The 23,895-nt window shown below is 39.5% G+C and carries 25 protein-coding genes, 3 tRNA genes and 1 pseudogene; 15 read left to right on the forward strand and 14 right to left on the reverse strand.

The features are described from left to right. Positions 1-39 precede the first annotated feature (39 nt). On the forward strand, positions 40-417 hold the full coding sequence (locus tag F564_RS0105065) for a group III truncated hemoglobin (protein WP_028121662.1): 378 nt from the start codon (positions 40-42) through the stop codon (positions 415-417). A 117-nt stretch (positions 418-534) separates the two neighbouring features. On the opposite strand, the gene F564_RS18725 is transcribed toward F564_RS0105065, so the two are convergent. From F564_RS18725 to F564_RS0105115, 10 genes are all read right to left on the reverse strand, one after another. Beyond that, positions 535-885: a DUF6122 family protein gene (locus F564_RS18725; RefSeq protein ID WP_034980781.1), complete on the reverse strand. Its 351-nt coding sequence runs from the start codon at positions 883-885 to the stop codon at positions 535-537. A gap of 12 nt (positions 886-897) precedes the next feature. Next, positions 898-2,118, reverse strand: a complete 1,221-nt coding sequence (locus tag F564_RS0105075) for a hypothetical protein (protein ID WP_028121663.1) — start codon at positions 2,116-2,118, stop codon at positions 898-900. Beyond that, entirely contained in the window at positions 2,119-4,164 is a 2,046-nt protein-coding gene (locus F564_RS0105080; protein WP_028121664.1) for a hypothetical protein, read from the reverse strand. It abuts the gene before it with no gap. Positions 4,165-4,176: 12 nt separating this feature from the next. Further along, the gene (locus F564_RS0105085) at positions 4,177-4,845 is read right to left on the reverse strand and encodes a hypothetical protein (RefSeq protein WP_028121665.1); all 669 of its coding nucleotides are present in this window, start codon (positions 4,843-4,845) and stop codon (positions 4,177-4,179) included. An 82-nt stretch (positions 4,846-4,927) separates the two neighbouring features. Continuing rightward, the gene (locus tag F564_RS0105090) at positions 4,928-5,644 is read right to left on the reverse strand and encodes a DNA alkylation repair protein (protein ID WP_028121666.1); all 717 of its coding nucleotides are present in this window, start codon (positions 5,642-5,644) and stop codon (positions 4,928-4,930) included. After that, positions 5,645-6,274, reverse strand: a complete 630-nt coding sequence (locus tag F564_RS0105095; protein ID WP_028121667.1) for a chloramphenicol acetyltransferase — start codon at positions 6,272-6,274, stop codon at positions 5,645-5,647. Between the two features lie 8 nt (positions 6,275-6,282). Next, complete coding sequence (locus F564_RS0105100) at positions 6,283-7,554, reverse strand: cation:proton antiporter (protein WP_028121668.1); 1,272 nt, start codon at positions 7,552-7,554, stop codon at positions 6,283-6,285. Positions 7,555-7,634: 80 nt separating this feature from the next. Then, positions 7,635-8,849, reverse strand: coding sequence for a GTPase HflX (hflX, locus tag F564_RS0105105; protein WP_028121669.1), 1,215 nt, complete (start codon positions 8,847-8,849; stop codon positions 7,635-7,637). Positions 8,850-8,959: 110 nt separating this feature from the next. Further along, entirely contained in the window at positions 8,960-9,370 is a 411-nt protein-coding gene (locus F564_RS0105110; protein ID WP_028121670.1) for an OsmC family protein, read from the reverse strand. Between the two features lie 123 nt (positions 9,371-9,493). Beyond that, entirely contained in the window at positions 9,494-9,934 is a 441-nt protein-coding gene (locus tag F564_RS0105115; protein WP_034980784.1) for an META domain-containing protein, read from the reverse strand. Positions 9,935-10,023: 89 nt separating this feature from the next. Between F564_RS0105115 and F564_RS0105120 the strand changes: the two genes are divergently transcribed. The 4 genes from F564_RS0105120 (at position 10,024) to F564_RS0105135 (ending at position 14,333) form a co-directional block, all read left to right on the forward strand. Next, positions 10,024-12,159, forward strand: a complete 2,136-nt coding sequence (locus F564_RS0105120; protein WP_028121672.1) for a S46 family peptidase — start codon at positions 10,024-10,026, stop codon at positions 12,157-12,159. A gap of 110 nt (positions 12,160-12,269) precedes the next feature. Next, on the forward strand, positions 12,270-13,340 hold the full coding sequence (locus tag F564_RS0105125) for a calcium:proton antiporter (protein ID WP_028121673.1): 1,071 nt from the start codon (positions 12,270-12,272) through the stop codon (positions 13,338-13,340). A gap of 20 nt (positions 13,341-13,360) precedes the next feature. After that, entirely contained in the window at positions 13,361-13,864 is a 504-nt protein-coding gene (locus F564_RS0105130; RefSeq protein WP_028121674.1) for a GNAT family N-acetyltransferase, read from the forward strand. Between the two features lies 1 nt (position 13,865). Continuing rightward, positions 13,866-14,333, forward strand: a complete 468-nt coding sequence (locus F564_RS0105135) for a GyrI-like domain-containing protein (protein WP_034980786.1) — start codon at positions 13,866-13,868, stop codon at positions 14,331-14,333. On the opposite strand, the gene bcp is transcribed toward F564_RS0105135, so the two are convergent. Next, complete coding sequence (gene bcp / locus F564_RS0105140) at positions 14,326-14,781, reverse strand: thioredoxin-dependent thiol peroxidase (protein WP_028121676.1); 456 nt, start codon at positions 14,779-14,781, stop codon at positions 14,326-14,328. The genes F564_RS0105135 and bcp overlap by 8 nt on opposite strands. Before the next feature lie 35 nt (positions 14,782-14,816). Between bcp and F564_RS0105145 the strand changes: the two genes are divergently transcribed. Then, the gene (locus tag F564_RS0105145) at positions 14,817-15,437 is read left to right on the forward strand and encodes an endonuclease III domain-containing protein (protein ID WP_028121677.1); all 621 of its coding nucleotides are present in this window, start codon (positions 14,817-14,819) and stop codon (positions 15,435-15,437) included. On the opposite strand, the gene F564_RS0105150 is transcribed toward F564_RS0105145, so the two are convergent. The 3 genes and pseudogenes from F564_RS0105150 to F564_RS0105160 all read right to left on the reverse strand — a co-directional run bounded on the left by F564_RS0105150 (position 15,438) and on the right by F564_RS0105160 (position 18,296). After that, positions 15,438-15,884 carry a DUF1572 family protein gene (locus tag F564_RS0105150; protein WP_028121678.1) on the reverse strand — a complete coding sequence of 149 codons (447 nt, stop codon included), beginning with the start codon at positions 15,882-15,884 and terminating at the stop codon, positions 15,438-15,440. 5 nt (positions 15,885-15,889) lie between these two features. Then, positions 15,890-16,486, reverse strand: a pseudogene (locus F564_RS18730) (HPP family protein). Positions 16,487-16,493: 7 nt separating this feature from the next. Further along, a complete protein-coding gene (locus F564_RS0105160; protein ID WP_028121679.1) occupies positions 16,494-18,296 on the reverse strand; it encodes a DUF885 domain-containing protein in 1,803 nt (600 codons plus the stop codon). A gap of 222 nt (positions 18,297-18,518) precedes the next feature. Between F564_RS0105160 and F564_RS0105165 the strand changes: the two genes are divergently transcribed. The 9 genes from F564_RS0105165 to F564_RS0105205 all read left to right on the forward strand — a co-directional run bounded on the left by F564_RS0105165 (position 18,519) and on the right by F564_RS0105205 (position 23,789). Then, on the forward strand, positions 18,519-18,977 hold the full coding sequence (locus F564_RS0105165) for a hypothetical protein (protein ID WP_028121680.1): 459 nt from the start codon (positions 18,519-18,521) through the stop codon (positions 18,975-18,977). 72 nt (positions 18,978-19,049) lie between these two features. Further along, positions 19,050-19,979 carry a hypothetical protein gene (locus F564_RS0105170; RefSeq protein ID WP_076605651.1) on the forward strand — a complete coding sequence of 310 codons (930 nt, stop codon included), beginning with the start codon at positions 19,050-19,052 and terminating at the stop codon, positions 19,977-19,979. A gap of 101 nt (positions 19,980-20,080) precedes the next feature. Continuing rightward, positions 20,081-20,722 (forward strand): MotA/TolQ/ExbB proton channel family protein, encoded by a 642-nt coding sequence (locus F564_RS0105175; protein ID WP_028121682.1) that lies wholly within the window; start codon positions 20,081-20,083, stop codon positions 20,720-20,722. A 63-nt stretch (positions 20,723-20,785) separates the two neighbouring features. Then, positions 20,786-21,424 (forward strand): hypothetical protein, encoded by a 639-nt coding sequence (locus F564_RS19830; protein ID WP_051259565.1) that lies wholly within the window; start codon positions 20,786-20,788, stop codon positions 21,422-21,424. Between the two features lie 24 nt (positions 21,425-21,448). Beyond that, entirely contained in the window at positions 21,449-22,144 is a 696-nt protein-coding gene (locus F564_RS0105185; RefSeq protein WP_028121683.1) for an endonuclease/exonuclease/phosphatase family protein, read from the forward strand. A gap of 61 nt (positions 22,145-22,205) precedes the next feature. Further along, positions 22,206-23,450, forward strand: a complete 1,245-nt coding sequence (locus F564_RS0105190) for a bifunctional folylpolyglutamate synthase/dihydrofolate synthase (RefSeq protein ID WP_028121684.1) — start codon at positions 22,206-22,208, stop codon at positions 23,448-23,450. 38 nt (positions 23,451-23,488) lie between these two features. Further along, a tRNA-Val gene (locus tag F564_RS0105195) sits at positions 23,489-23,563 on the forward strand. A 34-nt stretch (positions 23,564-23,597) separates the two neighbouring features. After that, positions 23,598-23,672 (forward strand) — tRNA-Val (locus F564_RS0105200). Positions 23,673-23,714: 42 nt separating this feature from the next. Further along, positions 23,715-23,789: transfer RNA gene (locus tag F564_RS0105205), tRNA-Val, on the forward strand. The last annotated feature ends 106 nt before the right edge of the window (positions 23,790-23,895 follow it).

Raw genomic sequence — 23,895 nt, forward strand, 5'->3', positions numbered from 1 at the left:
ATTGCAAAATTACATTTTAATTTGTTTTAATTTTGTAAAATGAAAGATATTACCACCAGAGAAGACATAGAAATTTTGGTTCAGAAGTTTTATCAAAAGCTTACGAAAGATGACGTTATCGGATTTTTCTTTACAGATATTGCCAAGATAGAACTGCATAAACACCTGCCGAAAATGTATGATTTCTGGGAAAGTATTCTTTTGGGTAATCCGGTGTATGATGGATCTCCGATGGCGAAACATTTCCCTCTGAATGATGTTGTAGCCATGGAAGAAAAACACTTCAAACGCTGGCTGCAGGTTTGGGAAGAAACAATCCGCGAAAACTACGCTGGTAAAAATGCAGAAACGGCTGTCACCCGAGCGCTGAATATCGCCAGAATCATGCATCATAAAATGGTGAACGCGAGAAGATGACCGGAAAAAGTCTCCTACCCAATCGGCTGCAGCCCGGCCTGAATGGAGCTCTTTTTCTTTTTTGAGAAAAAACAAAAAAGCGGGAATGGAGGACGGATAAGCTGCCCCAATAACGGATCAGAAACCCATAAAGTGCAACTCCCAATCTATCCAGTCTGTGAGCATATGGAAGAGCAGTCCAACGCCGATGATCCTGGGAACACCTTTGAAAAACAAGAGCAAAGCGTAAAGTCCCATTGCCCAGAAGGTGTGCAACAAGTGAAAATTGATACTGCAACGGTCTGGCGAAAAAATGGGTGTGCTGAGCAAATGATCCGCATCCACCAGCATGGTCCCAAGGAAGATAAAGTAGGCTTTTTTCCAATCTTTTTTAAAAAACACCAAGGCAATAACCATAGGGAAAGCCAGATGTAAAACGTAATGTACAGCGGTTCTGAAAAAGAATATTTCTAAAAAATGTGTCTGCATATTGATCTTAATTTACCATCTGAGAATAAGCGGTAATGTTTCTTTTTTGAATTGTACAGTCAGATCATAGCTATCAGCTTTGTTTCCGTAAAAGACATAATTGATCGCCGCTAATGCCTGCTTTTCGCGAGACGAAAGCGATTTGACAGAATTAAGTAATAACGCATTATTTTTTATAAAAATATAATTTCCTGACGAGCTCTTCCCAAAGTCTAATTCTTTTCTTTTCGATTTGATAGAAATTTTGTTGCCGTTTTTCTGAATGACATTGGGCTGGAATGGAATGGCCGTGAATTGATTTTGGGTATTGATCCACTTTTTGTTTACGAAGTGTGACCAGGTTTTCTCCGCATCAGAACTTTGTAAAGAAATGTTATAATTGGGCTGTATGATTTTCTGGTCACTCACTTTTTCTACCGCATTGAAATTGTCATCATAGCCGTAAGTGATGATCTTATCATTCACCATTTCTAGTTCTGCAACGGCGGCAACGGAATGGATTCCCAAAGAATCATTCCATTTTTTGTTGACTAATAGGGCGGTCATTTTCGTATGAGTTGCATCTAAATTCAGTTTCAAAAATGCGGTTGTTTTATCCAGATCTGAAGCCATGGATGAGAACTTATCATCTGCTGTTTCCGTTTTGATCTGGATCTGATCATCATTGAGATAGACTGCAAAATTGAAAATCTTTGATTTTGCGAGATAAGAAACGCTGGCCACAGAATGATGGATCAATTGATCAGCGTACAAGCTTTTGGTCTGAGAATGCGCCAAACCGTCTGTTACCTTTTCAAAATCTTTGTGAGCCAAACCGACTACCACTCTCGAGCCATCCATTTTCACGGAGAATGGCGCCTTTGTATAGGTGTTGTTTTTGCTTATTTTAAAACCATTCGACTGCAGAAAACTCAAAAGTTCATCTTTATCGGAAATATCAAAAATGCTGTACCATTGGTTAAAACCCGTGTTTTGTAAATGAAAGACCTGGATGTAATCAGGAATTTTTATTCCATTTTTTTGGACTGAGTGCGCCTGCGTTCCAAACCATTTTGAAGGATGTTTTGCCAAAGTGAAGCTGTATTGCTGCGACAGTTTTTTGACATCGATCAAAGCAACCGTATCGGCATTTCCGGGCACGAATCTCAGTTCTTGATCTTTGAGAGACCACAGAACATAGCCAACTACTGCGACAAGAGAGGCAAGCAGAACAATGATCCAACTTTTTTTCATCTACAATTCTGATGTTGTTTTAGGTTCAGAAATCTTGATGAGATCATTACAAAAATCAAAGAAATACATGAGGCTGTTTTCGGAAGAATTGGGTGTGGTGTAGTTGAACTCTGTTTCCAGGCTTTCACCCTTCACATCGGTTTTGAAGTCAATATCGCCCACATTTTTCCGGAACAGATCCAGTGCACTTTTATCGGAAACTGTTTTGAATTCTTTTTCCAGACCTTGCATCAGTTGTTGCATATTGATGCTTCCTGACGCTGAATGTTTGCTGGCTTCTTTGGCCCATTTTCCGGAATCCTGTGATTGTTTTCTGATCAGCAGATTTTCCAAAGAGGAGCTCATATAAACGATACCGTCCTTGACGGTAAAGAATAGCTGATCTATGTAGTGGCTGCTTTTTTTGTCATTTTTCAAATAATAGATGTCACCATTTTTACCGAACTGCTCAGACAATTCTTTGTTAGACGTCAAGACATCAAAAACGTGTTTCCAGTAGTTGTCGTTCTGCGTGGCAAAAGCGAATGTAAAATCAGGCACTACGACTTCTTTCGTTTTTTTAATTTCCTTGCTGTTGTAATTGTCATCATAGTCGTAATCTGTGTACTCTACTTTTTTGGTATTCAGCGCGTTCAGGACAAAGATCCCGTTGCCTGGCGCGATCTTGGCGATGGCTTCTTCATCCAGTACGATCTTCACCGTTTCCATTATCAACGCCAGTTCTTTCTGATACTTACCCTTACCGGAATGACCTTCGAAGAGCTTGTACATCAAATCAAAATACTTGTAACCATCCAGATTCACGGCGTAATACGCCACACTTTTGTCGGAGATCAAAGACATCAGTTTTTTATTCTTTTTTCCCTGATAAACGGCCGCAAAATGCTTTTGAGTATCGTTGTTTCGATGCTGATACTGATTCACTAGTCGTACTTTGTCTTTATCAAAATACAGGTTATATGAAGAATTGGCGTTGTAAAGATTGTCCAGAAGATCACCAAAACTGTAAAGCTTCATCAACTCTTTGTAAAGGCCATTTTTGAAGATCTCTCCGTAATTGGTGTAAACAAAAATGTCAGATTTTGGATCCTGAAACTTCAGCATTTCCTTGGGAGCTTCTACCGTCATATTAGAATTAAAATATTGATCAAAACCTCTTTCAGCAAAGGCTTTCACGATTTTGAAATCTGCTGCCTCGATAGAATCCAGTTCTTTTTTGTAGGCAAGATCTTCCGCTTCTTCATCATATTCTTCTGTTGGTTTTGCAGAAGCGATGTCTTCATCTTCCGTATCATCTTCGGCTTTTTTCTCTTCCGGATATTGGTGGTGCTTTTCCAGGTATTTGATATCTTTTTGCAGACGTACAATTTCCGTGTTGTGCTCTTTGATGTCTTCTTTTTGATATTTGATCTCTTCTTTCAAAGCCTTGATCTCATCTTTATAATTAAAAGGTTTTTCCGGCTCGTCATCAGTAGAATCTGCTTCTGCATAGGCACTGTCAATCATTGGAGGCTCTTCCACATCTACCACCACAGCGGTACTGTCTGCGGCACGTTCAAAATCAGATTTTGGAAATTTTCTCGTATAACTAATACCGCTGACCACCGCCCGTTTACCATTCCAGGCCACAAAAGTGTCGTTATTCAAATTGATAAACGAATACTGCTCTTTTTTGGTCATCTCGAGGTCTTTCTTCGCAGACACCTTCATAAATTCTACAAATTTGACAGCATCTTCCAAAATCAAATGCGCCGTGTAAGCTTTGATAGAATCATTGAAACTGACATAGTGGTACTGTTTCGCATCCTTCTGGATTCCTGTATCAGAGAAATCTTTCCACGTCGGTTTATCCAGATTATTTTTGTTTAAACTTTGTAAAATCGGATTCAATTTTTCCCAATTCGCCTTGCTATTGATCTCTTTTCCGTTGACTTCCATATAAAAAACGGCATCGTTTGGAACCAGGATGGTCTTCTGAGACAACGCAAAACCGCTACAGAGTATCAAGAAAAATAGAAGTTGTTTTTTGAATAGAGTTGGTTTCATAATTGGTGTTGTTTATTGTAGAGAAATGTTATTTTGAACCTGTTTTTTCTGAAGGATAAAATCCAGCATATTGCCACTCAGCTTTACCGCCTTTTTGTTGGGCGACATTGCGTAGGCATTGTTGGTTTGCGATTTTATCAAATTTCCGAACTGAATAATTGACGTGTACGTTGCATTGCTGAACACTTCCTGATCTGCTTTGCTCAGCTTGTCGTACTCGTTTTTGTAGCTGCCAATCTTGTTTCTGATCAAGGTTTTTTCTGCCACATTATTCTTATACAGTTGCGTAGGAACTGTTTTTCCGATGATGTTTTTAGCCTTTAATTGTTCCAGACCAGCATTGATATTTTCGATCTTTTTGAAATTGCAGCTTAATTTGATGATAAAATTATCGAAGTCCAGACTGGTTTTCACATTGCTAATTCCCGCGACACTTTTAAAAATCGCAGAAGCTTGATTAACTTTAGCTTCGATCTCGGATTTTTTCGGCACTTTTTTGCCGTTGATGGTTTCCATTTTCGAGATCGATTGCAGGCGGGTTTTGCTTTTGCTGGCATTCAGGATGACATCATATTCGCCGCTGCCATCGGCTTTGAGACTTATTTTATCAATAATATCAAAACAACTTGTCAAGCTGATAAAAACACAAAGGACAACAACATATTTGATCAGTTTTTTCACAGAAATTGGTTTTAGATTTAAACAAAGATAATTTTTCTACGCTAAAAGAGTCTTGTTTTGTACTCAAAAAAACGGCCTTCGATCAGATTCTTCCTTTCAAATAATCCTGACGCAAATTCTCATCCAATTTTTCTATCGCATATCTGAGGCATGTTTTTGGCATTTCTTTGTAATATTGGTCTAGGAAAGCCAGCAATTCGGGTTCATTCTTATTGCCCATTTCGCGGAGAAGCCAGCCGTTGGCTTTGTGCATCAGATCGTGTGGATGGTGAAGATTTCTTAAAGCAAATTCTTTCGTAAGTTCAAAACTTCCTTTCTTGACGTGATACATTGTTCCGACAATTGCCATCCTTTTATGCCACATATTCTCGGACGCGGACAGATGAATCAGAAGCTTTGGTTCTTGATTTTCAAAACAATACCGACCCAATATCTTATAACACGACGTGTCTACCAAATCCCAATTATTAATGAAGTCGAGATGATTCAAATAGAAGTTGATGATTTCTTTTTGCCGGGATTTTTCTTTTGACTTTTCAAACTTCATTACCAAAATCAATAAGGCTGTCAAACGGTGCTCATGAATTTTGGAAGACAAAAGTGCACTCAATTCTTTGAGAGATATGTTGTTATAAAATTCTTTCGCCACCTTTCTCTGATCTGGGACTGTGACGCCAATAAAAATATCACCTTCGCCATATTCTCCTTTTCCTGTCTTGAAAAATCTGGGATAGAATTGAGCCTTCTCTGGAATGGAGAGGACTGCGAGCGCTTGCTTTATTTCTGCTGAGCAACCCATTTATTTCAAATTTAATTCCTTCTGAAATACCTCAAGATACTTGGCCAGATGAAAACCATCCATCAAACCGTGATGTGCTTCTATGGAAATTGGCATCATTTTCCGACCGTTTTTTTCTGAGAATTTTCCAAACACAATTTTAGGAATCGATTCTTTTGGGTCAAAATCTGTCGGATGCAGCAAACCTGTAAAATTAGTCCAAGGCATTGTAGAATGTCGAATATGATTGGGCGGAAGCGATTCGTTTTTAATCCTTAAACCAGTTGAATTTTGAACCTCATCAATTTCTTTTTGCAAGTTTTGGTTAAAGATTTGAAAATCATCAGAATATTCGAAATAAGAGAAACTAAACGTTCCGTCATTTCGTCCAATCGTAGAACCTGCGTGCAGCACGTCAAAGGCTATAACCTCCTCACCAACAATCCGATAACCAAATTCTTCAACAGCATTGACGGCTATCATCGACTTGTGTAGGTAGTGCGCAAAAAAGGACTCATTTTTATCTTTTGCCAACTGAAAAGTGTCTGTACAATCCACTTCTGTTACGATTCCAAAATAGGGACTTTTCATTCCGGAAAAGAAATGATAATGCTCTTTCCTGTTCCAGTTTTCGATGTCTATGACTTTCATTTTCAACTTTAAATAATTTCTTTCAAGGTTTTCTCTTCCGTGGCTATTTTCTTAGGATTCGCAACCTTTCCAATTGTAAGACCCTGAACTACAATAGAAAACACAACGACACAGTAGGTGATACTGATGATAATTTTATTATATTCATTCTGAGGAATAGATAAAGCCAAAGCAATGGAAACACCACCACGGATGCCGCCCCAAACCAACACTTTTACAGTTTGTGGACTGAATCGATATCTTAATGACATAAATTTTGTAGGAACAAAAATCGCCACCCAACGTGCCAGTAATACAATCATAATGCAAATACCGCCAGCAACAAGATAGTCATTTAGATCCTTAATTAACAGCAGTTCGAAGCCGATAAAAAGGAACAAAACGGCGTTCATTATTTCATCAATCAGTTCCCAGAATTTAATCAGATAATCCTGAGTTTCGGATTTCATTTTGAAACTCTCGCTGAAATTTCCCATAAACAATCCTGCAGCAACCATGGCCAAAGGTGCAGAAATATGAAACTGATGCGCAATAAGATAGCCGCCCATCACAACGGATAATGTAATAAGGACAGAGATGATATAATCATCTACAACACGCATTGCTCTGGAAGCAGAATATCCTAAAAACACGCCCAATAGCAAACCGCCACCCGCTTCTTTCAGCAACAACAATCCTATACTTTCTACAGTGAGAGCAACTTCGTTTCCAATCGCCAGCTGTAACACCACGGCGAACACCACAACAGCCATCCCGTCATTAAATAAGGATTCACCAGCCACTTTGGTTTCCAGAGATTTTGAAACATTCGCTTGCTTCAAAATACTGAGAACGGCGACAGGATCTGTAGGCGAAATCAAAGCTCCGAAAAGCAGACAATAGATAAAGGGCATCGAAATTCCTACGACCGGCAAAAGGTAATAGGTGCCAAATCCAACAGCAAATGTGGAAATGATGACACCAACAGTGGAGAATATCAAAACAGGACCAAACTGTTCCCGAAGATCCTTTATGTTAATATGAATACCTCCCGCAAACAGAAGAAAATTAAGCATTGCACCCATCAGCACTTCTGTAAAATCAAAATTGTTGATTAAGTTGGTCAGGTGAGTTGTCGTCCTAGGTAAAAAATTATCGCCCGAAGCCACCAAAGTAACCGAAACCACAATGGCAATGACCATAATCCCAATGGCGCTGGGAAGTTTCAGAATCCTGTGATTGAGATATGCAAACACAGATGCTAAAACGATAAGAACTGAGAATGAGTAATATAACTCCATTAATTTTGGTGTGATGCTTGACAGTTGATAGATTTCTGATACAACCGGCTCAACATTATTTTTATGGTTTGTTTATGGTGTTAATTTTCTTCTTCATCCTCAAAATACTCAAACAACAAGTCGTTGTAAGGAAAACGGGAAATATGAATCCTGTGGACCTCGTCATAAATCATCTTCTTCATTTCGACAAAATTCTCTTTCGTTAAGGCAGAAATGAAAACGGTTGGGAATTTGGATTTTGCCATCCAGGTTTTCATCCATTCTTCTAGTGAGATGTTTCTGTTGGAACCAGGCGTCAAATCGTCTTCGTCCTTTTTCTCGTAACTGAAATCATCAATTTTATTGAAAACCATAATCATCGGTTTCTGATGCGCATCAATTTCCTGAAGGATCTCATTAACTGAATTAATATGGTCTTCGAAACTCTCGTGAGAAATATCCACCACGTGAATCAGCAGATCTGCTTCACGCACCTCATCTAGAGTCGATTTGAAACTCTCTACCAACTGTGTCGGTAATTTTCTGATGAATCCTACGGTGTCCGTCAAAAGGAAAGGTAAATTTCCGATCACCACTTTACGAACTGTGGTATCCAGCGTTGCAAACAATTTATTTTCAGCGAAAACGTCAGATTTCGATAAGGCGTTCATCAAGGTTGATTTTCCAACATTGGTATAACCCACAAGCGCAACACGCACCATTTTGCCACGGTTATTACGTTGGGTTCCCATTTGCTTATCGATCACTTTGAGTTTTTCCTTCAACAATGTGATACGGTCACGGATGATCCTCCTATCCGTTTCTATCTCTGTTTCCCCAGGTCCGCGCATCCCGATTCCCCCTTTTTGTCTTTCGAGGTGGGTCCACATCCTGGTCAACCTGGGAAGAAGATACTGATATTGAGCCAATTCCACCTGAGTTCTTGCGTAAGAAGTCTGAGCTCTCTGGGCGAAAATATCGAGAATCAGATTGGTTCTGTCAAGAATTTTGACTTCCATCTCACGTTCCAGATTTTTCAATTGGGAAGGCGACAATTCATCATCGAAAATAACAGTTCCGATTCCGTTTTCTTTCGCATAATCGCGGATCTCTTCCATTTTTCCTTTTCCAACAAAAGTTTTGGAATCCGGCTGAGTCAATCTCTGTGTAAAACGTTTGGCCACTGTAGCACCGGCTGTGAAAGCCAAAAACTCCAGTTCATCCATATATTCTATCAGTTTATCTTCACTTTGATTTTGGGTAATCAAACCTACCAAAATGGCCTTTTCGTACTGATGTTCTTTTTTTTCTAGCATTAAATTCTATAATTTTCTGATTCTGACAAGATACTATTTTTAGACAAAAAAACCAAAGATGAACTTTGGTTTTTATTTTCTATTTAAAATTTGAAAGTCGATTTTTTAAATTAAGATAAAGTTGCCGTCCATGTTTTTTCGAAACTGAAAGCCTGACTTACGGGACAATTTTCTTTGGCTTCTTTAGCAATTTTCTGAAACTCATCTTCTGAGATTCCAGGAACTTTAGCAGTTAAAGTCAATTCTGACAACGTGATTTTCCCGTCTACCAAGCTGATTTTACAATCTGTTTCCAAAGTTTCAGGATTATATCCAGCTTCTGACAACAAGGCTGAAGTTTTCATCGTAAAACAACCTGCGTGAGCTGCTGCCAATAATTCTTCTGGATTGGTCCCAACACCTTCTTCGAATCTGCTTTTAAAAGAATATTGCGTTTCATTTAGAACTGTACTTTGTGTAGAGATTACACCACTCCCTTCTTTTACTGTGCCTTTCCAGACCGCTTTTGCACTTCTTTTCATAATTAATTTTATTTTGGTTTGATTGTATTAATATATTGACGCAAAGGCCTTATTAATTTTTAAGATTTAATGTTTTCAGTCGCCAATGAAATCATTCATCAATTATCACGCATCCATTATTGCTCAGTCCCAATCAGGCTCAATAAATTTCATTTTATCGCCGTTGGCATTTGAAATAGTTAAAAAATGTCCTTCGATTTTGTATTGCGTCATATGGGGCAATTCTTGAACAAATGATTCTTCTAGTTTCATCCGATCCTGACAATACATCATTGTAGAACCAACGCCTGAGAATTTTGCTTTTCCTTTTTCAAATTCTCCCGTGAAAAACATATTGTTACAGCCCATTTTCGCGGTGTAACGCTTAGCCGCTTCAGCATTTTTTGTAAGATCGATGTGTGCTTCCATCTTGATCAGGTCTGCTTTTGTGAAATCTTTATATTCAACAAGCATCCATTTTTTATGAAGATTTTGCATTCCTGATATAGAATTATTTGATGATTTGCAAGAATTTGCAAGAAGTAATATTAATGATAAAACACCGATTGATCTTAGAAATTTCATAGGACGAACTTTGCTTTATGTCTTATCCAAATTCATACCATTAGATTTAAAATAATGATTAAATTAGCCCTTTAAAATAATTTTTAGTTATGAGAAAAATATTATTAGTCTTAACCTTGCTTGTAGGTTATACGCAGATGCGGGCAGACGAAGGAATGTGGCTTCTAATGCTTGTAAAACGTCTGAACGGCGTAGACATGCAGAAACAAGGTCTACACCTGACTCCGGAAGAAATCTACTCTGTCAACAATTCCAGTTTGAAAGATGCCATCGTAAGTTTCGGCGGTTTCTGTACAGGCGAGATGGTTTCCAGCCAAGGTTTGATCTTCACCAATCACCACTGTGGTTACGATGCTGTTGCAGCAGCTTCGACACCTGAAAAAGACTATTTGAAAAACGGATTCTGGGCTATGATGCCAAAAGATGAGTTCAATGCAAAAGGTCTTTTCGTCAGATTTCTTGTAAGAATGGACAATGCCTCTGCAAGAATCAACGCCAAACTGAACAACACCATGTCGGCAGCCGAAAGAAAAACGGTGATAGATGCAGAATATAAAGCGATCCAGACCGAAAACTCTGAGAACGGAAAATACACAGTGGTCGTGAAAGATTTCTTCAACGGTAATGAGTTCTATTATTTTGTCTACCAGGATTACAAAGACATCCGTCTTGTTGGCGCACCACCTTCTTCTTTAGGTAAATTTGGTGGTGACACAGATAACTGGGAATGGCCAAGACACACGGCAGATTTCGCAGTGTTCCGTGCTTACGGTGATGCCAACGGAAACCCTGCAGAATATTCTGAAACCAACGTTCCTCTAAAACCAAAACACCATTTGCCAGTTTCTCTTAAAGGCTACAAACCAGGTGATTTTACAATGATCCTGGGCTATCCGGGAAGAACCAACCGTTATCTGACTTCTTATGGAATAGAGCAAATGGTTGACAAAGATTATCCGGCTTGGGTAGAATCTTCTAAAGTAGCAATGGATGTGATGAAGAAATACATGGACAAAGACAAAGCGACGCAGTTGGATTATGCTTCTCAGTACGCAAGTGTTGCCAATTACTGGAAAAACAGACAGGGAACCATAGACGCTGTGAAGAAAAATGGAACGGTTGCTGAAAAACAAAAAACAGAGCAAATCTATACCCAATGGGCCGCTCAGTCTCCTAATGAGCAAACCTATTACAGCGTTTTACCGGAAATCAAAGCGTACTACCAACAGATATCCGGAAGAAATGTGGAGCGTAATTATGCTTCTATTTTACAAAGAAATGCACATTATATCGGCACAACTTTCCAGCTAGGAAGCTTATTCAAAACTTATGCAGATCAGGACGAAGCTGGAAAAGCAGCCATGAAACCAAAAGTTCTTGAGGCTGTTGAAAAAGCTTACGACGGTTTCCACGACAATGTGGAAGGCGATATGCTGGTTAAACTAGCATCCCTTTACAAAGCTAAAGTGTCAAAAGAATTTGCTTCTCCAACTATCTTGGCAGCCGACATCAACAACCTTTCAACTTTGGCTTACGAGTCTGTTTTTGCTAACAAAAAATCAGCTTTGGCTTTTATAGAAAACCCAGATAGGTTGAAAATTGATGGCGACAAACTGAGACAATTCGTAAACGGCGTAGTCGAAGACCAAAAATTGGGTTCTGAAAAATTTGCCAAGATTGATGAAAACTTTGCTAAAAACAGCAGACTCTTCCTAGACGGACTTAGAAAAGCACAACCGGAAAAAGTATTCTATCCGGATGCTAACTCTACCATGAGATTGACTTACGGAACTGTACAGACACTGCCGGAAAGAGCAGACAGAAGCTACAAAGGCATCAAAGAAAACTACTATACAGACCTCAACGGGATGGTTGCCAAATACAAAAAAGGCGACGAGGAATTTGATCTTCCACAAAAAGTTTTAGACCTTGCAAAAAAGAAAGATTACGGACAGTATGCGGATAAAAAAGGTGGATTTCTGCCCATTAACTTCTTGTCAAATAATGATATCACCGGAGGTAATTCTGGTTCTCCAATCATAGATGGAAACGGGAATCTGCTAGGTCTTGCTTTTGACGGAAACAGTGAAGCTTTAAGTGGCGACATCGTTTTCGAACCAAATTTACAGAGAACGATCAACGTGGATGTTCGTTACGTACTTTGGATCATCGACAAATACGCTGGTGCAACCAGACTCATCAGCGAATTAACTTTGGTAAAATAATTTTTTTAACAAATAATACACAAGCCACCAATTCTGGTGGCTTTTTTGTTGTGGAAAACAGACAAAACACTGCTTAATTAATTTTTTGTAAATTACAGAAATCCTTTTTTATGAGTTTAAAATCCCTCCTTCACTGGTCTTATATTTTCCCATTATTATCCCTTGCTTACTACTTATTAGGATTAGTGGATAACAACGGCTGGTTGGCTGGCTTAGGCAGCCTATTACTCATCGCTTCGGTTTTAGGAGCGGTGCATCACGCCGAAGTAGTCGCACACAAAGTAGGCGAACCTTTTGGAACGATCATTTTGGCAATCGCCATTACAGTGCTGGAGGTGGGCTTGATAGTATCTCTGATGGTTGCTGGAGGAAAAGAAACAAGCACCCTGGCCAGAGACACCGTTTTTGCAGCCGTCATGTTGATTCTTAATGGTATTCTCGGTGCTTGCCTTCTCGTGGGCGGACTCAAATTCAAAGAACAGTTCTTCGCCAGAACTTCTGGAAACATGGCTCTGATAAGTTTGGTGGCTATTGTTGTGATGACCTTGATCCTACCCAATTACACCACGACAGAACTCTCTGCAACATTCAGCACAGCTCAACTGATCTTCTTTTCCGTTGCCGCCTTGGTCATCTATGCTACCTTTCTAATGGTCCAGACCGTGCGGCACAGAAATTATTTCCTACCGGAAAATGATGACCAGCCACACGCAGAACCACCCACCAATGTGGAAAGCTTCCTGAGTCTGGGCTTCTTAATCATTTGCTTGGGCGTTGTCGTGGTTCTGGCAAAATCACTTTCTCCAACTATCGAGTCGGCAGTTCACGGCCTCGGAGCACCACAGGCTTTAGTAGGCGTCATCATTGCAGCAGTGGTTCTTTTACCAGAAGGAATGGCAGCCCTAAAAGCAGCGAGAAGAAACCAGTTCCAAACCAGCCTTAATCTGGCCTTAGGTTCTGCCATTGCCAGTATTGGACTTACCATTCCTTGCGTTGCCATCGTTTCTATTATTTATGAAATGCCTCTGGTTTTGGGACTTGACATCAAATCTATGGTTCTTCTGGCCTTGTCACTTTACACGGTGATGCTTTCCCTGAGCCGTGGAAAAACAAACATTCTTTATGGCGTAGTTCTACTGGTAAATCTATTGGCTTATATTTTTACGGTCATCGTTCCATAAAATTTTTTTATTTTTGATTAATGGAAAATTACGAAACCGAAAGAATGATTTTGAAACCTGCTGATTTGGAAGACGCAGATTTCTTTTTGAAACTTTATAATCTACCAACATTCATCCGCTTTATCGGTGACCGGAAGCTCCGGACAAAGCAAGATGCAGAACAATACATTCAGAACAGATTTCGTCCGCAAATCGAAAAATTGGGATTCGGTAATTATGTGGTCATTCACAAAGAACTGGATCAGAAAATCGGTGCTGTAGGCATTTTTGAACGCGAAGGTTTGGAGGTTCTTGACATTGGATTTTCTTTCTTCCCAGAGTTCGAAGGGAAAGGTTATGCTTACGAAGCCGCTTCTAATCTGAAAGAAATTGCGGCCGCTGATTTTGGCGTTTCAAAACTTTGCGCCATTACTTCAAAGGATAACATCTCCTCCCAAAAATTAATTGAAAAACTCGGTTTGAAGTTTCAAAAATTTGTCACACTTCCGGATGAGACTGAGGAATTGCTGTATTACGAAAATTAATATGAATTTACGTCACAGAATAGATTCTACTAAAGCAAAGAAACTCATTGGTTTTAGTATCACAACGTCTTTTCAGGATAACAAAACGGCACTCGTCTGGAGACAATTGATGTCGCGGCGAAAGGAGATCACCAACCGACTTTCTGACAGACTAATTTCTCTCCAAATCTATCCGGAGAATTTCACACCCGATCAATCCTTCACCAAATACGCACTTGCCGAAGTTTCTGATTTCGAACATATCCCAACTGACTTTGAAACCTTTGCATTAGAAGCCGGAAAATATCTGGTTTTCTCTCACCAAGGAAAAGCGGACAAGGGTTCGGAAATTTTCAGTTACATCTTTCAAACCTTCATTCCCGAAAACAATTTTGAGGTGGACAACAGACCACATTTTGAAGTTTTCGGAGAAGATTATGATCCATTTGATGAAAATTCTCAGGAAGAAATCTGGATTCCCATCAAATAAATGATTCCAAAATCTGCGCTGCGTGGTCTTTGGTTTTCACTTTATCAATGACTTGGATGCAAATCCCTTTTTCATCAAAGACAAAAGTCATTCTTACGATTCCCATCAATTCTTTGCCCATAAACTTTTTCAACTGCCAAACACCAAATTTGTTGATGACATCGTGGTCTTCATCTGCAATCACATCAAACGGCAATTCATATTTATCAGAAAAACTCTTCTGACGTTTTTCGGAATCTGCACTGACGCCAATCAGCTGAAAACCATTCTGTTTTAAAACCGAATCATTGTCTCGCAGATTACAAGCTTCTGCAGTACAACCAGGCGTGCTTGCTTTTGGATAAAAGAAAACGACAAGTTTCTTTCCAATTAATTTTTGAGAATCGATTGATTCTCCGTTCTGATTTGTTCCGATAAATGCCGGTAAAGAATCGCCTACGTTCAACATAATTTCTATTTTTGTACCACAAAGTTACCATCAAAATGACGAAAAAACAAAGAGCAAAAATAGTTCAGGAAGAATTGGAAAAATTATATCCCGAAGTTCCAATTCCATTGGAGCACAAAGATGCTTATACACTGATGGTGGCTGTTGCTCTTTCTGCCCAGACGACCGACAAAAAAGTGAACCAAGTGACGCCTGCTCTCTTCGCCGTCGCCGATACACCAGAGAAAATGGCAAAGCTGAGTGTAGGGGAAATCAAGGAACTGATTAAGGAAATAGGCCTTTCCAATTCCAAAGCAAAAAACCTGAAAAAGATGGCGGAAGTTCTTGTGGAGAAGCACAACTCCGTGGTTCCTGACACTTACGAAGAATTGGAAGAACTCGCTGGCGTGGGTCACAAAACGGCGTCTGTGGTGATGAGTCAGGGTTTTGGGTTTCCTGCGTTTCCTGTTGACACGCACATCCATAGACTGATGACCCAATGGAAACTGACGTCCGGAAAAAACGTGGTGGAAACCGAGAGAGATGCCAAAAGTATTTGGAAAGAAAGTGTCTGGAACAAATTACATCTTCAAATCATTTTTTACGGACGGGAATATTCTCCCGCGAGAGGAAGTCAGGAAAAGGACTATATTACGAAAAGGCTTTTTGAAAAGTAATTAAATGTCCAAAAATCGCCTGTGGTAATTGATTTGACCAAGATGATAATTGAGATGTAAAAGCAAATGGATTAGGAAATATCCGGTTGTCATGCTGTAACCTAACGCTTCTGTTGGATACTGCTTTTTCAAATCTTCTTCGGACAATCTTTCTAATGTAGAATTGATGATTTGTACTAGATTTTCAAGTTTTTCAAGAAGCTCGGTTTTTGGAATGTTTTTCAATGAAAATTCCAAATCTCGTTGTCTCTCATAACGAGTTTTACCAAGTTCTGCACCGATGTAAGTATTAAGATTCCCAAGCAAATGAAGGCAAAGATTGCCCCCGGAATTTGAAATATTTTTATCGATTTCCCAAAGCGATTCTTCATTTTGATACGATTCGATTTCGACCTGTAAACGCTTCAAATCCCGATCGTAAAGTGATTTTAAGATATCTATTGTCATCAATTTTAGTTTTTCTTGTTCAACATCCTTCTCATATGAACATATTTGGATTGCCGAACGTGGTGCGGATACTTTCTTCCTTTCGGAATATTATTGAATATTAGAGCCACAATCAATAAGATTACTGCGCCACTCAAAACCGGTGACAATGCATACCAATAGCCCAATTCCTGAATTTTTTCTGACGGGAGAACTGCAATAAGCGCTGTTGCGCCACCCGGAGGATGCATCGTTTTGGTAATCTGCATCACCACAATTGAAGATGCCACCGCAATAGAAGCATTCAACCAAAGAATATCTGGTAAGAATTTAAAAACCGTAACACCCACCAAAGCTTACAGGAAGTGACCGCCAATCAGATTTCTTGGTTGTGCTAAAGGACTGTTCACAGCACCATAAATCAAAACACTGGATGCACCAAATGAACCTATTAAAAATACATTCTCAATTTCGGTGAATTTTTGGGACTGCAGAAAGGCAATGATTCCGATTCCGAAAAAAGCACCAAGAAACGACCAAAAGTGGTCTTTGAAATCGACTAAAGTTTCCTGATAAAAAATATATTTGGTTTGTCTAAATCCTTTTCTAATTTGTTTCTTCATCTGATTCTTACTTTACATCTTTCGCCCAAAGGTCCATTTTTCTTTCTAAAACTTGCAACGGAAGGCAACCTTGGCTCAACACTTCATCGTGGAAATCCGCAATATTGAATTTCTTTCCTAGCTCCGATTTATATTTTTCCCGCAGTTCACGGATTTTCATTGCGCCGGTTTTGTAACTCAAAGCCTGGCCGGGCATTGCCATATACCGCTCCACTTCGGCCGTTGCACCGGCTTCATCATAAGCCACATTGCTCAAGAAATATTTGATGGCTTCTTCTCTTGACATCTGTCCTGTGTGAATTCCTGTATCGATGACCAATCGTACGGCGCGCAACATCTCATCACTCAGGGAACCCATTTTCTGATAAGGATCTGTGTAAAGCCCGAATTCTATACCTAGCGACTCACAATACAACGCCCAACCTTCGCCATATGCGCCGATCCATCCGAATCTCATGAACTTTGGCAACTTCAAATTTTCCTGCTGAAGAGAGATCTGATAATGATGACCAGGAATAGCCTCGTGGAGAAACAGAGATTCCATTCCGGAAGTGACGTTGAACTTTGTCGGGTCGGGAATTGGCGTGTAAAAAATCCCCGGGCGTTCCCCATCTGGACTTCCCTGGATGTATTCTGCACTTGCACTTGCCTCACGATATTTTTCGGTTTGTCGGATCTCGAATGGCGTTTTCGGCGTGACGTTGAACATTGTTTTCAGCTTTGGGCTGATCTTGTTCAAAATAGACTGAAAACCCGCCAAAACTTCTTTAGACGTTTTATATGGCATAGCTTTGGGATCTTTTTTAACAGCACCCAGAAAAGCCTCCAAAGAACCATTGAAACCGATTTGCTTCTTTACTTTTTCCATATCACCACGAAGTCTTTCCACTTCCGCCAAACCGGTTTTATGGATATCACCTGGTGTTTTTTCTGTTGTTGTCCAGCTTTTTACATCATAATTATAAACGTTGATCCCGTTTGGCAATGCGTTGTAACCGTCGGTTGTTCTGGCTTTTGGCAAATACTCTTTTTCCAGGAATTCAGCCATTTTGAGATAAGCCGGGATCAGTTTACTTTTGATAGCATCCTCATAAAGCTTAGCGTACTTGTTTGCCGTCACCGGAGTGAAATCTTTTGGAAGATTTTTGATCGGGCCGTAAAAAATATTTTTATCAATCTCAAAGGTCGTGATATCTTTAGCCTCCATTTGCGGGATCATTTTTACAACCAATGACTTTGGCAGAACGACATTGCTTTTCATACCAGCCCGAAAATTTTCTATGGCAGAATCCATCCAAGCTGGGAACAGTTCAATTCTTTTTAGCCAGTTGTCGTAATCTTTTTCATTTTTGAAAGGCTGGATGCCGCTGCCACTTCCCAACATCGGGAAGTCCAATGGCAATCCTCCAAACTGAGTGAATGGGATATATTCCGGATGGTAAGCGTAGCGTTCCTGCTTGTCGATGAGGGTGTACTCCAACACATCAAAGACCACTTTATGCTCATCATCCAGACTGTTGTATTCTACTGACTTCAGCTGATTCTGAACCGAATTATAAAATGCTATTTCATTTGTAATAAACTCTTGACTTAGGTTATTCGGAAGTAGGTCATTGTATCTTCCGTCACCTTGCGACGTGGCCTCCAAGGGATACATTTTGAGATATCCCTCGTAATAACCTGCAGCAATAGAGTCCAAATCAGCAGCACCGAATCCTGTATTTTTCATCATAGGAGAATCTCCTTTTTTGCAGGAAACAGAAAAAAGGCTGACCAAGACAAAGGTTAATATGAAGTAAAACGATTTCATAGTCATATTTTTTAAGTTTTGTAAAGATAATATTTTAAGATTACACTATTGACCCTATTCATTTCGAGGGTTGACTTATCAAATTAATGCCATATCAGCAACTTTAGCAAATTCAGTGATTATTCATAAAAAGAAGTCACAAAAATTTCCCACATTCATTCTATTTTTTATCTTTGTTCAACACTATTAAAAAAAATCATTTCATAATTTATTATCCTTATAATGAAAGGAATACTAAAGATCTATCACCCAGAGGAAACTCTCAAGTACTTTATCAAGAACACTTACTGCAAGTCTGTTTACATTAATGCGCAGAATTTTCTGGAAGTAGAGATCATCACAGATGACTCATTGGATCACGTTGACGACGACTCTTTACAATACAATTTCCCACAATTATCATTAGACATCATCGAGTTCCCGGTGAGTACATCGGAATTGGAAGGACAAACTTTTTCCATAGAAGACACAGACGATGAGATCTTTACAGAGGTTGACCTTTTTGATGACGAAGAAGCATTTCTGTTTGGAAATGAACTTACCTTCGATAAAAATGAGACGGGCGACCTCCAACTTTGCTGGAAAGGAAACATCACAGACTTCTACACCGGTTCTGAGAATCCAATCCCTTTCAAGCTAAAATGCCACTTCCGTCCGGATGAGATAGAAGTAGACGACTAATTTTTTCCGGAAATAATATTTATATTTACGAATCGTTATAAAATTAATTTATAACGCAAACAAGCTATTTCTATGTATCAGGATCTGGATGATATTATTTTCGAAGACCGGCATAAGGCTTACGGCGCCTACGAGCAACGCAAGCATTATGATTTTACGCTTACCAAAGCTTTGGTAGTCGGCATTTTCATTTTTTCGGTTTTATTTTTCCTTCCAGCTTCTTTTATCAAATCGCCAAAAATCACAGCCGTCGATAGTGAAAAGATAATTCCCGTGGAACTAATGGAAATGCGCATCAACTATGGCGACAAGACAAACGGAAAAAGTACGGATGAACCCAAAGCGGAAGAAGGCAGCCCTGCTCCTATCGTCGAAAAAAAAGAAGAAAAAGAAACTGTTGTGGAGCTTGCGAAAACGTCTAAAGAAAAAGTAGAGAAAGACATTCCTGAAAACACCGTTCCCATCCCTACCAGAATCAAAAACACACCAGTTGCAACCAAAAAAAGCAATGCGAAAATTAATGCTCCGGCAGTTGCAAACGCTACAAAAAACACCAAAGCTAACAGCGCACCAAAGGCTAATATCAAAAAAGAAAATGCAAGCGGCGATGGCCGCGGCAACGCAGCGATTGGCAATTTACTGAAGGGAAGAGGAACCAAAGCCGGCTCGCAAGGAACAGGAACCGGACCAGGAAATTATGGTGATCCTCTGGGTGGAGATGGTGACGGAAACAGCCTGATTGGTGTGGACAGAAAACTCATAGGTTTCATTCCCGGAACGATGGGAAGAGGCGGCGCCCAGCCCAATCACAACTGCCAAGCCAGCGGGAGCATCAGTATTTCTTACACCGTAGACAAGGCTGGAAAAGTGATTTCCGCAAAACGTCTCAGCGGTGTTTCTGATCCTTGCGTTGCCACTACAGCCGTAAGTTGGGTGAAACAATACGTCAAAGCAGAAGCTTCATCGGTATCATCCAAAGGGACTTACAAGATTGTTTTTTAAAATTCCTATTAATAATCATTTTCGTAAACTTTCCAATAATCCATCGAGATTAATCTTTAAGTTATTCATAAATTTGAAACTGTAAAAAATCAAACAAAACTATGGCAGAGCAACATATTTCTATTGGGGAATTCCTATTTGGTGGAGGCTTGTTAAGTGTAGCGCTTACCATTATTCTAATATTTTCAGGAATTGCAGCCATTGTATTTTTCGGACAAAAATGTTATGCGCTCAACCGCGAAAACCAGGTTGATCCGTACTTGTTGAAAAACGTCAATGACCTTCTGAATGACGGGCGTGTACAATCTGCAGTGGATTTTTGCAGAAGAGACAACTCTCCAGAATCCAGAAGTGTGGAAAAAGGACTTAACAGGCTGGGCCGACCCATCAGCGAAATTTCCAACGCAATGGAAACGCACGCGCAGATCGAACTCAATAAAGCTGAAAATAACATCGGTTTTCTGGCAACACTTTCTGGCGCTGCGCCTATGCTAGGACTGATAGGGGGCGTTTTGATATTGACTTCCACTTTCGGAACCTTATCAAAAACGGACACCGTTATTTCTCAAAACATCTTGGCTGCGGAGTTTTACAAAGCTTTAGCGCCGACCGTTGTTGGACTGATTGTCGGATTTTTATCTTATATTTTTCACCAGATTCTGGTCACCAAGGTTGATTATTTGCTGATGAAAATTCAGTTTCATACCAATGAGTTTTTGGATATTATCAACAAGCCTGCTTAAGTAAGACACTAGAAATTCGCTATTAGAAATCAAATCATTATCGTTTTAATTATCAATATTTAAATGGAATTCCGAAGGAGAACAAAGAGATTATCAGGATTGCCAATTGCATTTTATGTCGTTGCGCTGCTTTTTTTTGTGCTTTTATTTTCATTCAATTCCCTCTATTATAAAGCTTCTGAGGAGACAAAACCTTCTGTTGAAGAAGTACCAGTGCCAGCGCATGGATCTACCAAAAACTCGGTTGAAAAACCTGAGATCTACGTTCCCGATGTAGAAATCCTGCCAGCCGATACGGCTTCTATTGCTAAGGAAACAATACCAGCACCAGAGGAAACTTTGAAGTCTGGAAAAACCATAAAGGAAGATCAAAAACCAACCCAGAAAGACGAAAAAAGAGAGTCTTCTATCCCAGATTCTGAAAACAAAATCACAAAGATAGGAAAAGACAGAATCCTGACTGCTTTCATCCCAGGAACGATGGGTAAAGCTGGAAAACTGCCTTCTCATAACTGCAAAGCCAAAGGCCAATTGGTGATGTTTATCACGGTGGACAAAGCCGGAAACGTAACTTCTGCCGGACGAAGCAGTGGAATAAAAGAGGTATGCAATGTAACAGCAGCCGTCATCTGGACCAAAAAATATGTGAAAGCGAAAAAAGCCCAGAACATTTCCCAAGGCACTTACACGATTGTTTTTTAGTCTTTGACTTGAGATCTGAACCAGATGAAAATTGGAACACTCAATCTTAATTGGTCTTTACAAGCGAGTCAAGAGACAATAGAAGCATTCCTTGATCCACAACATTTTGACTTTCTCATTTTGACAGAAGCCGTCCATCTTAATCTCCATCATTTTCCTTTTAGCTATTTTTCAGAGCAAATTCCTGAAAACGTAGTTTATGAAGACATCAATTATTCAGAATATCTCCCGGGAGCAAAAGCTTTCCGCACGATCATCTATTCAAAAATGCCGGCAAAAAGAACGCATAACGTCACTGATAAGAAGACAAGCCTTGCACTGGAATTTGAGACAGAACTCGGTGATTTGCTGATCTACGCGACAATCATCGGAACTCAATACCGAAAAAAACCTTTTGCCAAAAATGAACTTGAAAATTGCATTATAGATTGTAGAACCATCTCTGACACAAATCCAAATCTGCTCATTATTGGAGATTTGAACACCTCTTTTCTGGGTGACGAAAGACAATTCTCCATTAATAGTGAAACAACAGAATCATTGAAATCACTCTTCAAAGATTTAAATCTTATCAATGCGACGGAAAATATCACCCAAAACATTGATCACATTATCATTCCTAATTTCCTTGCAAAACATCTGACAAGCGCAGAAACGTTTGTAGAAAAAGATATTTTGAGTGACCATAAAGGCATTTTTGTTTCATTAAATAAATTCTAATGACAACAATTAATTTCCTTTGATTTCATCTTATTTCTAAATTTGTGTTTTAATCTCATTTATGACTTCACAAGATTACAGAGACGCCGTAGAATGGCTATTTGCACAAGCTCCCAATTATCAGAGAGATGGCGCTTCTGCGTACAAACCGGGACTAGATAACATCCGGAAATTGTGTGATTTTTTTGGAAATCCACAAGACAAAATCAAAACAATTCATATCGGCGGAACCAACGGAAAAGGTTCTACAAGCAATATGCTGGCATCTGTTCTTCAGGAATGTGGTTACAACATCGGACTTTATAATTCGCCACACTTAATAGATTTCACAGAAAGAATCAAAGTGAATGGTGAAAATTGTGACAAGCAGTTTGTTTACAATTTTATCCTGAAGCTGAAAGCATTACCAAGCGAAATCCAGCCTTCTTTCTTTGAATTCACGACGATCATGGCTTTTGATTATTTTTCTCAGCAAAAAATAGATTATGCAATCATTGAAGTTGGATTGGGCGGAAGATTGGATTCCACAAATATCATCCAACCTCTGGTTTCCGCGATAACGAATGTACAGCTGGATCATCAGGATCTACTGGGCGACACTATTGAGGAAATTGCTTCTGAAAAAGCGGGAATCATCAAAGAAAATACAGCAGTGATTTCCGGAGACGACAAGGCTGTTGTACAGGAAATCATCATCAGCAAAGCAAAAGAAATGAACGCACAATTCATTGATGCTACGCTACTAAGGAGTGATTTGGCGTCAGACCTCAAAGGAAAGTACCAAAAGAAAAACATCCGCGTTGTGTTGGCTTTGGTCGCAGAACTAAGGAAACATAGTTTGACCATCTCTGATAACAATGTAAAATCCGGTCTTTTAAACGTGTATAAAAACACCAAATTCATCGGTCGCTGGTTTGAGTTTTCAAAAGATCCATTGACAATCTGTGATACGGGTCACAACCAGGCAGGACTAGAAGAGGTCTTCAATCAATTGAATGACTATCCACAGCATAAACATATTGTCCTGGGCTTCGTGAATGATAAGAAAATAGATGATGTCCTTTTGATTTTGCCCAAAAATGCAGATTATTATTTTGTAAAACCATCTGTAAACCGCGCCCGAAATCCGGAAACTTACGAAGCCTTGCTGAAAAAAAGTAAACTATCTTATAAAATTTTTCCAAGTGTACAGGAAGGTTATCTTTCTGCAAGCCAGAATTGTAGTATTGAAGAAATGATTTTTATTGGTGGCAGCAACTTTGTTGTCGGAGATTTTTTAGAAAAAAATTTGCAGAATGACGAATAAGTTGTATATTTGCACCACTCAAAACGGTTAACCGTAGCGGGCTCTTAGCTCAGTTGGTTCAGAGCATCTGGTTTACACCCAGAGGGTCGGGGGTTCGAATCCCTCAGGGCCCACAAAAAGGATACTGAAGCCTTTAAAAAAATTTCAGGGCTCTTAGCTCAGTTGGTTCAGAGCATCTGGTTTACACCCAGAGGGTCGGGGGTTCGAATCCCTCAGGGCCCACAAAATCTCTCAGTCTATTGGGAGATTTTTTTTATTAATTTTGGGCAGTTAGCTCAGTTGGTTTAGAGCGTTGCGTTGACATCGCAGAGGTCACTGGTTCGAATCCTGTACTGCCCACTTTCTTAAAATGATGTTAACTCAGCAACTCCGACTTAACATAATGTTAAATTTTCATAAAAAACTTAATCAATTGTTTAATTAGTAGCTTTAGGAAAGATTTTTG

The sequence above is a fragment of the Epilithonimonas tenax DSM 16811 genome, from assembly GCF_000428485.1.
In the GTDB taxonomy this organism is placed as follows: Bacteria; Bacteroidota; Bacteroidia; order Flavobacteriales; family Weeksellaceae; genus Epilithonimonas; species Epilithonimonas tenax.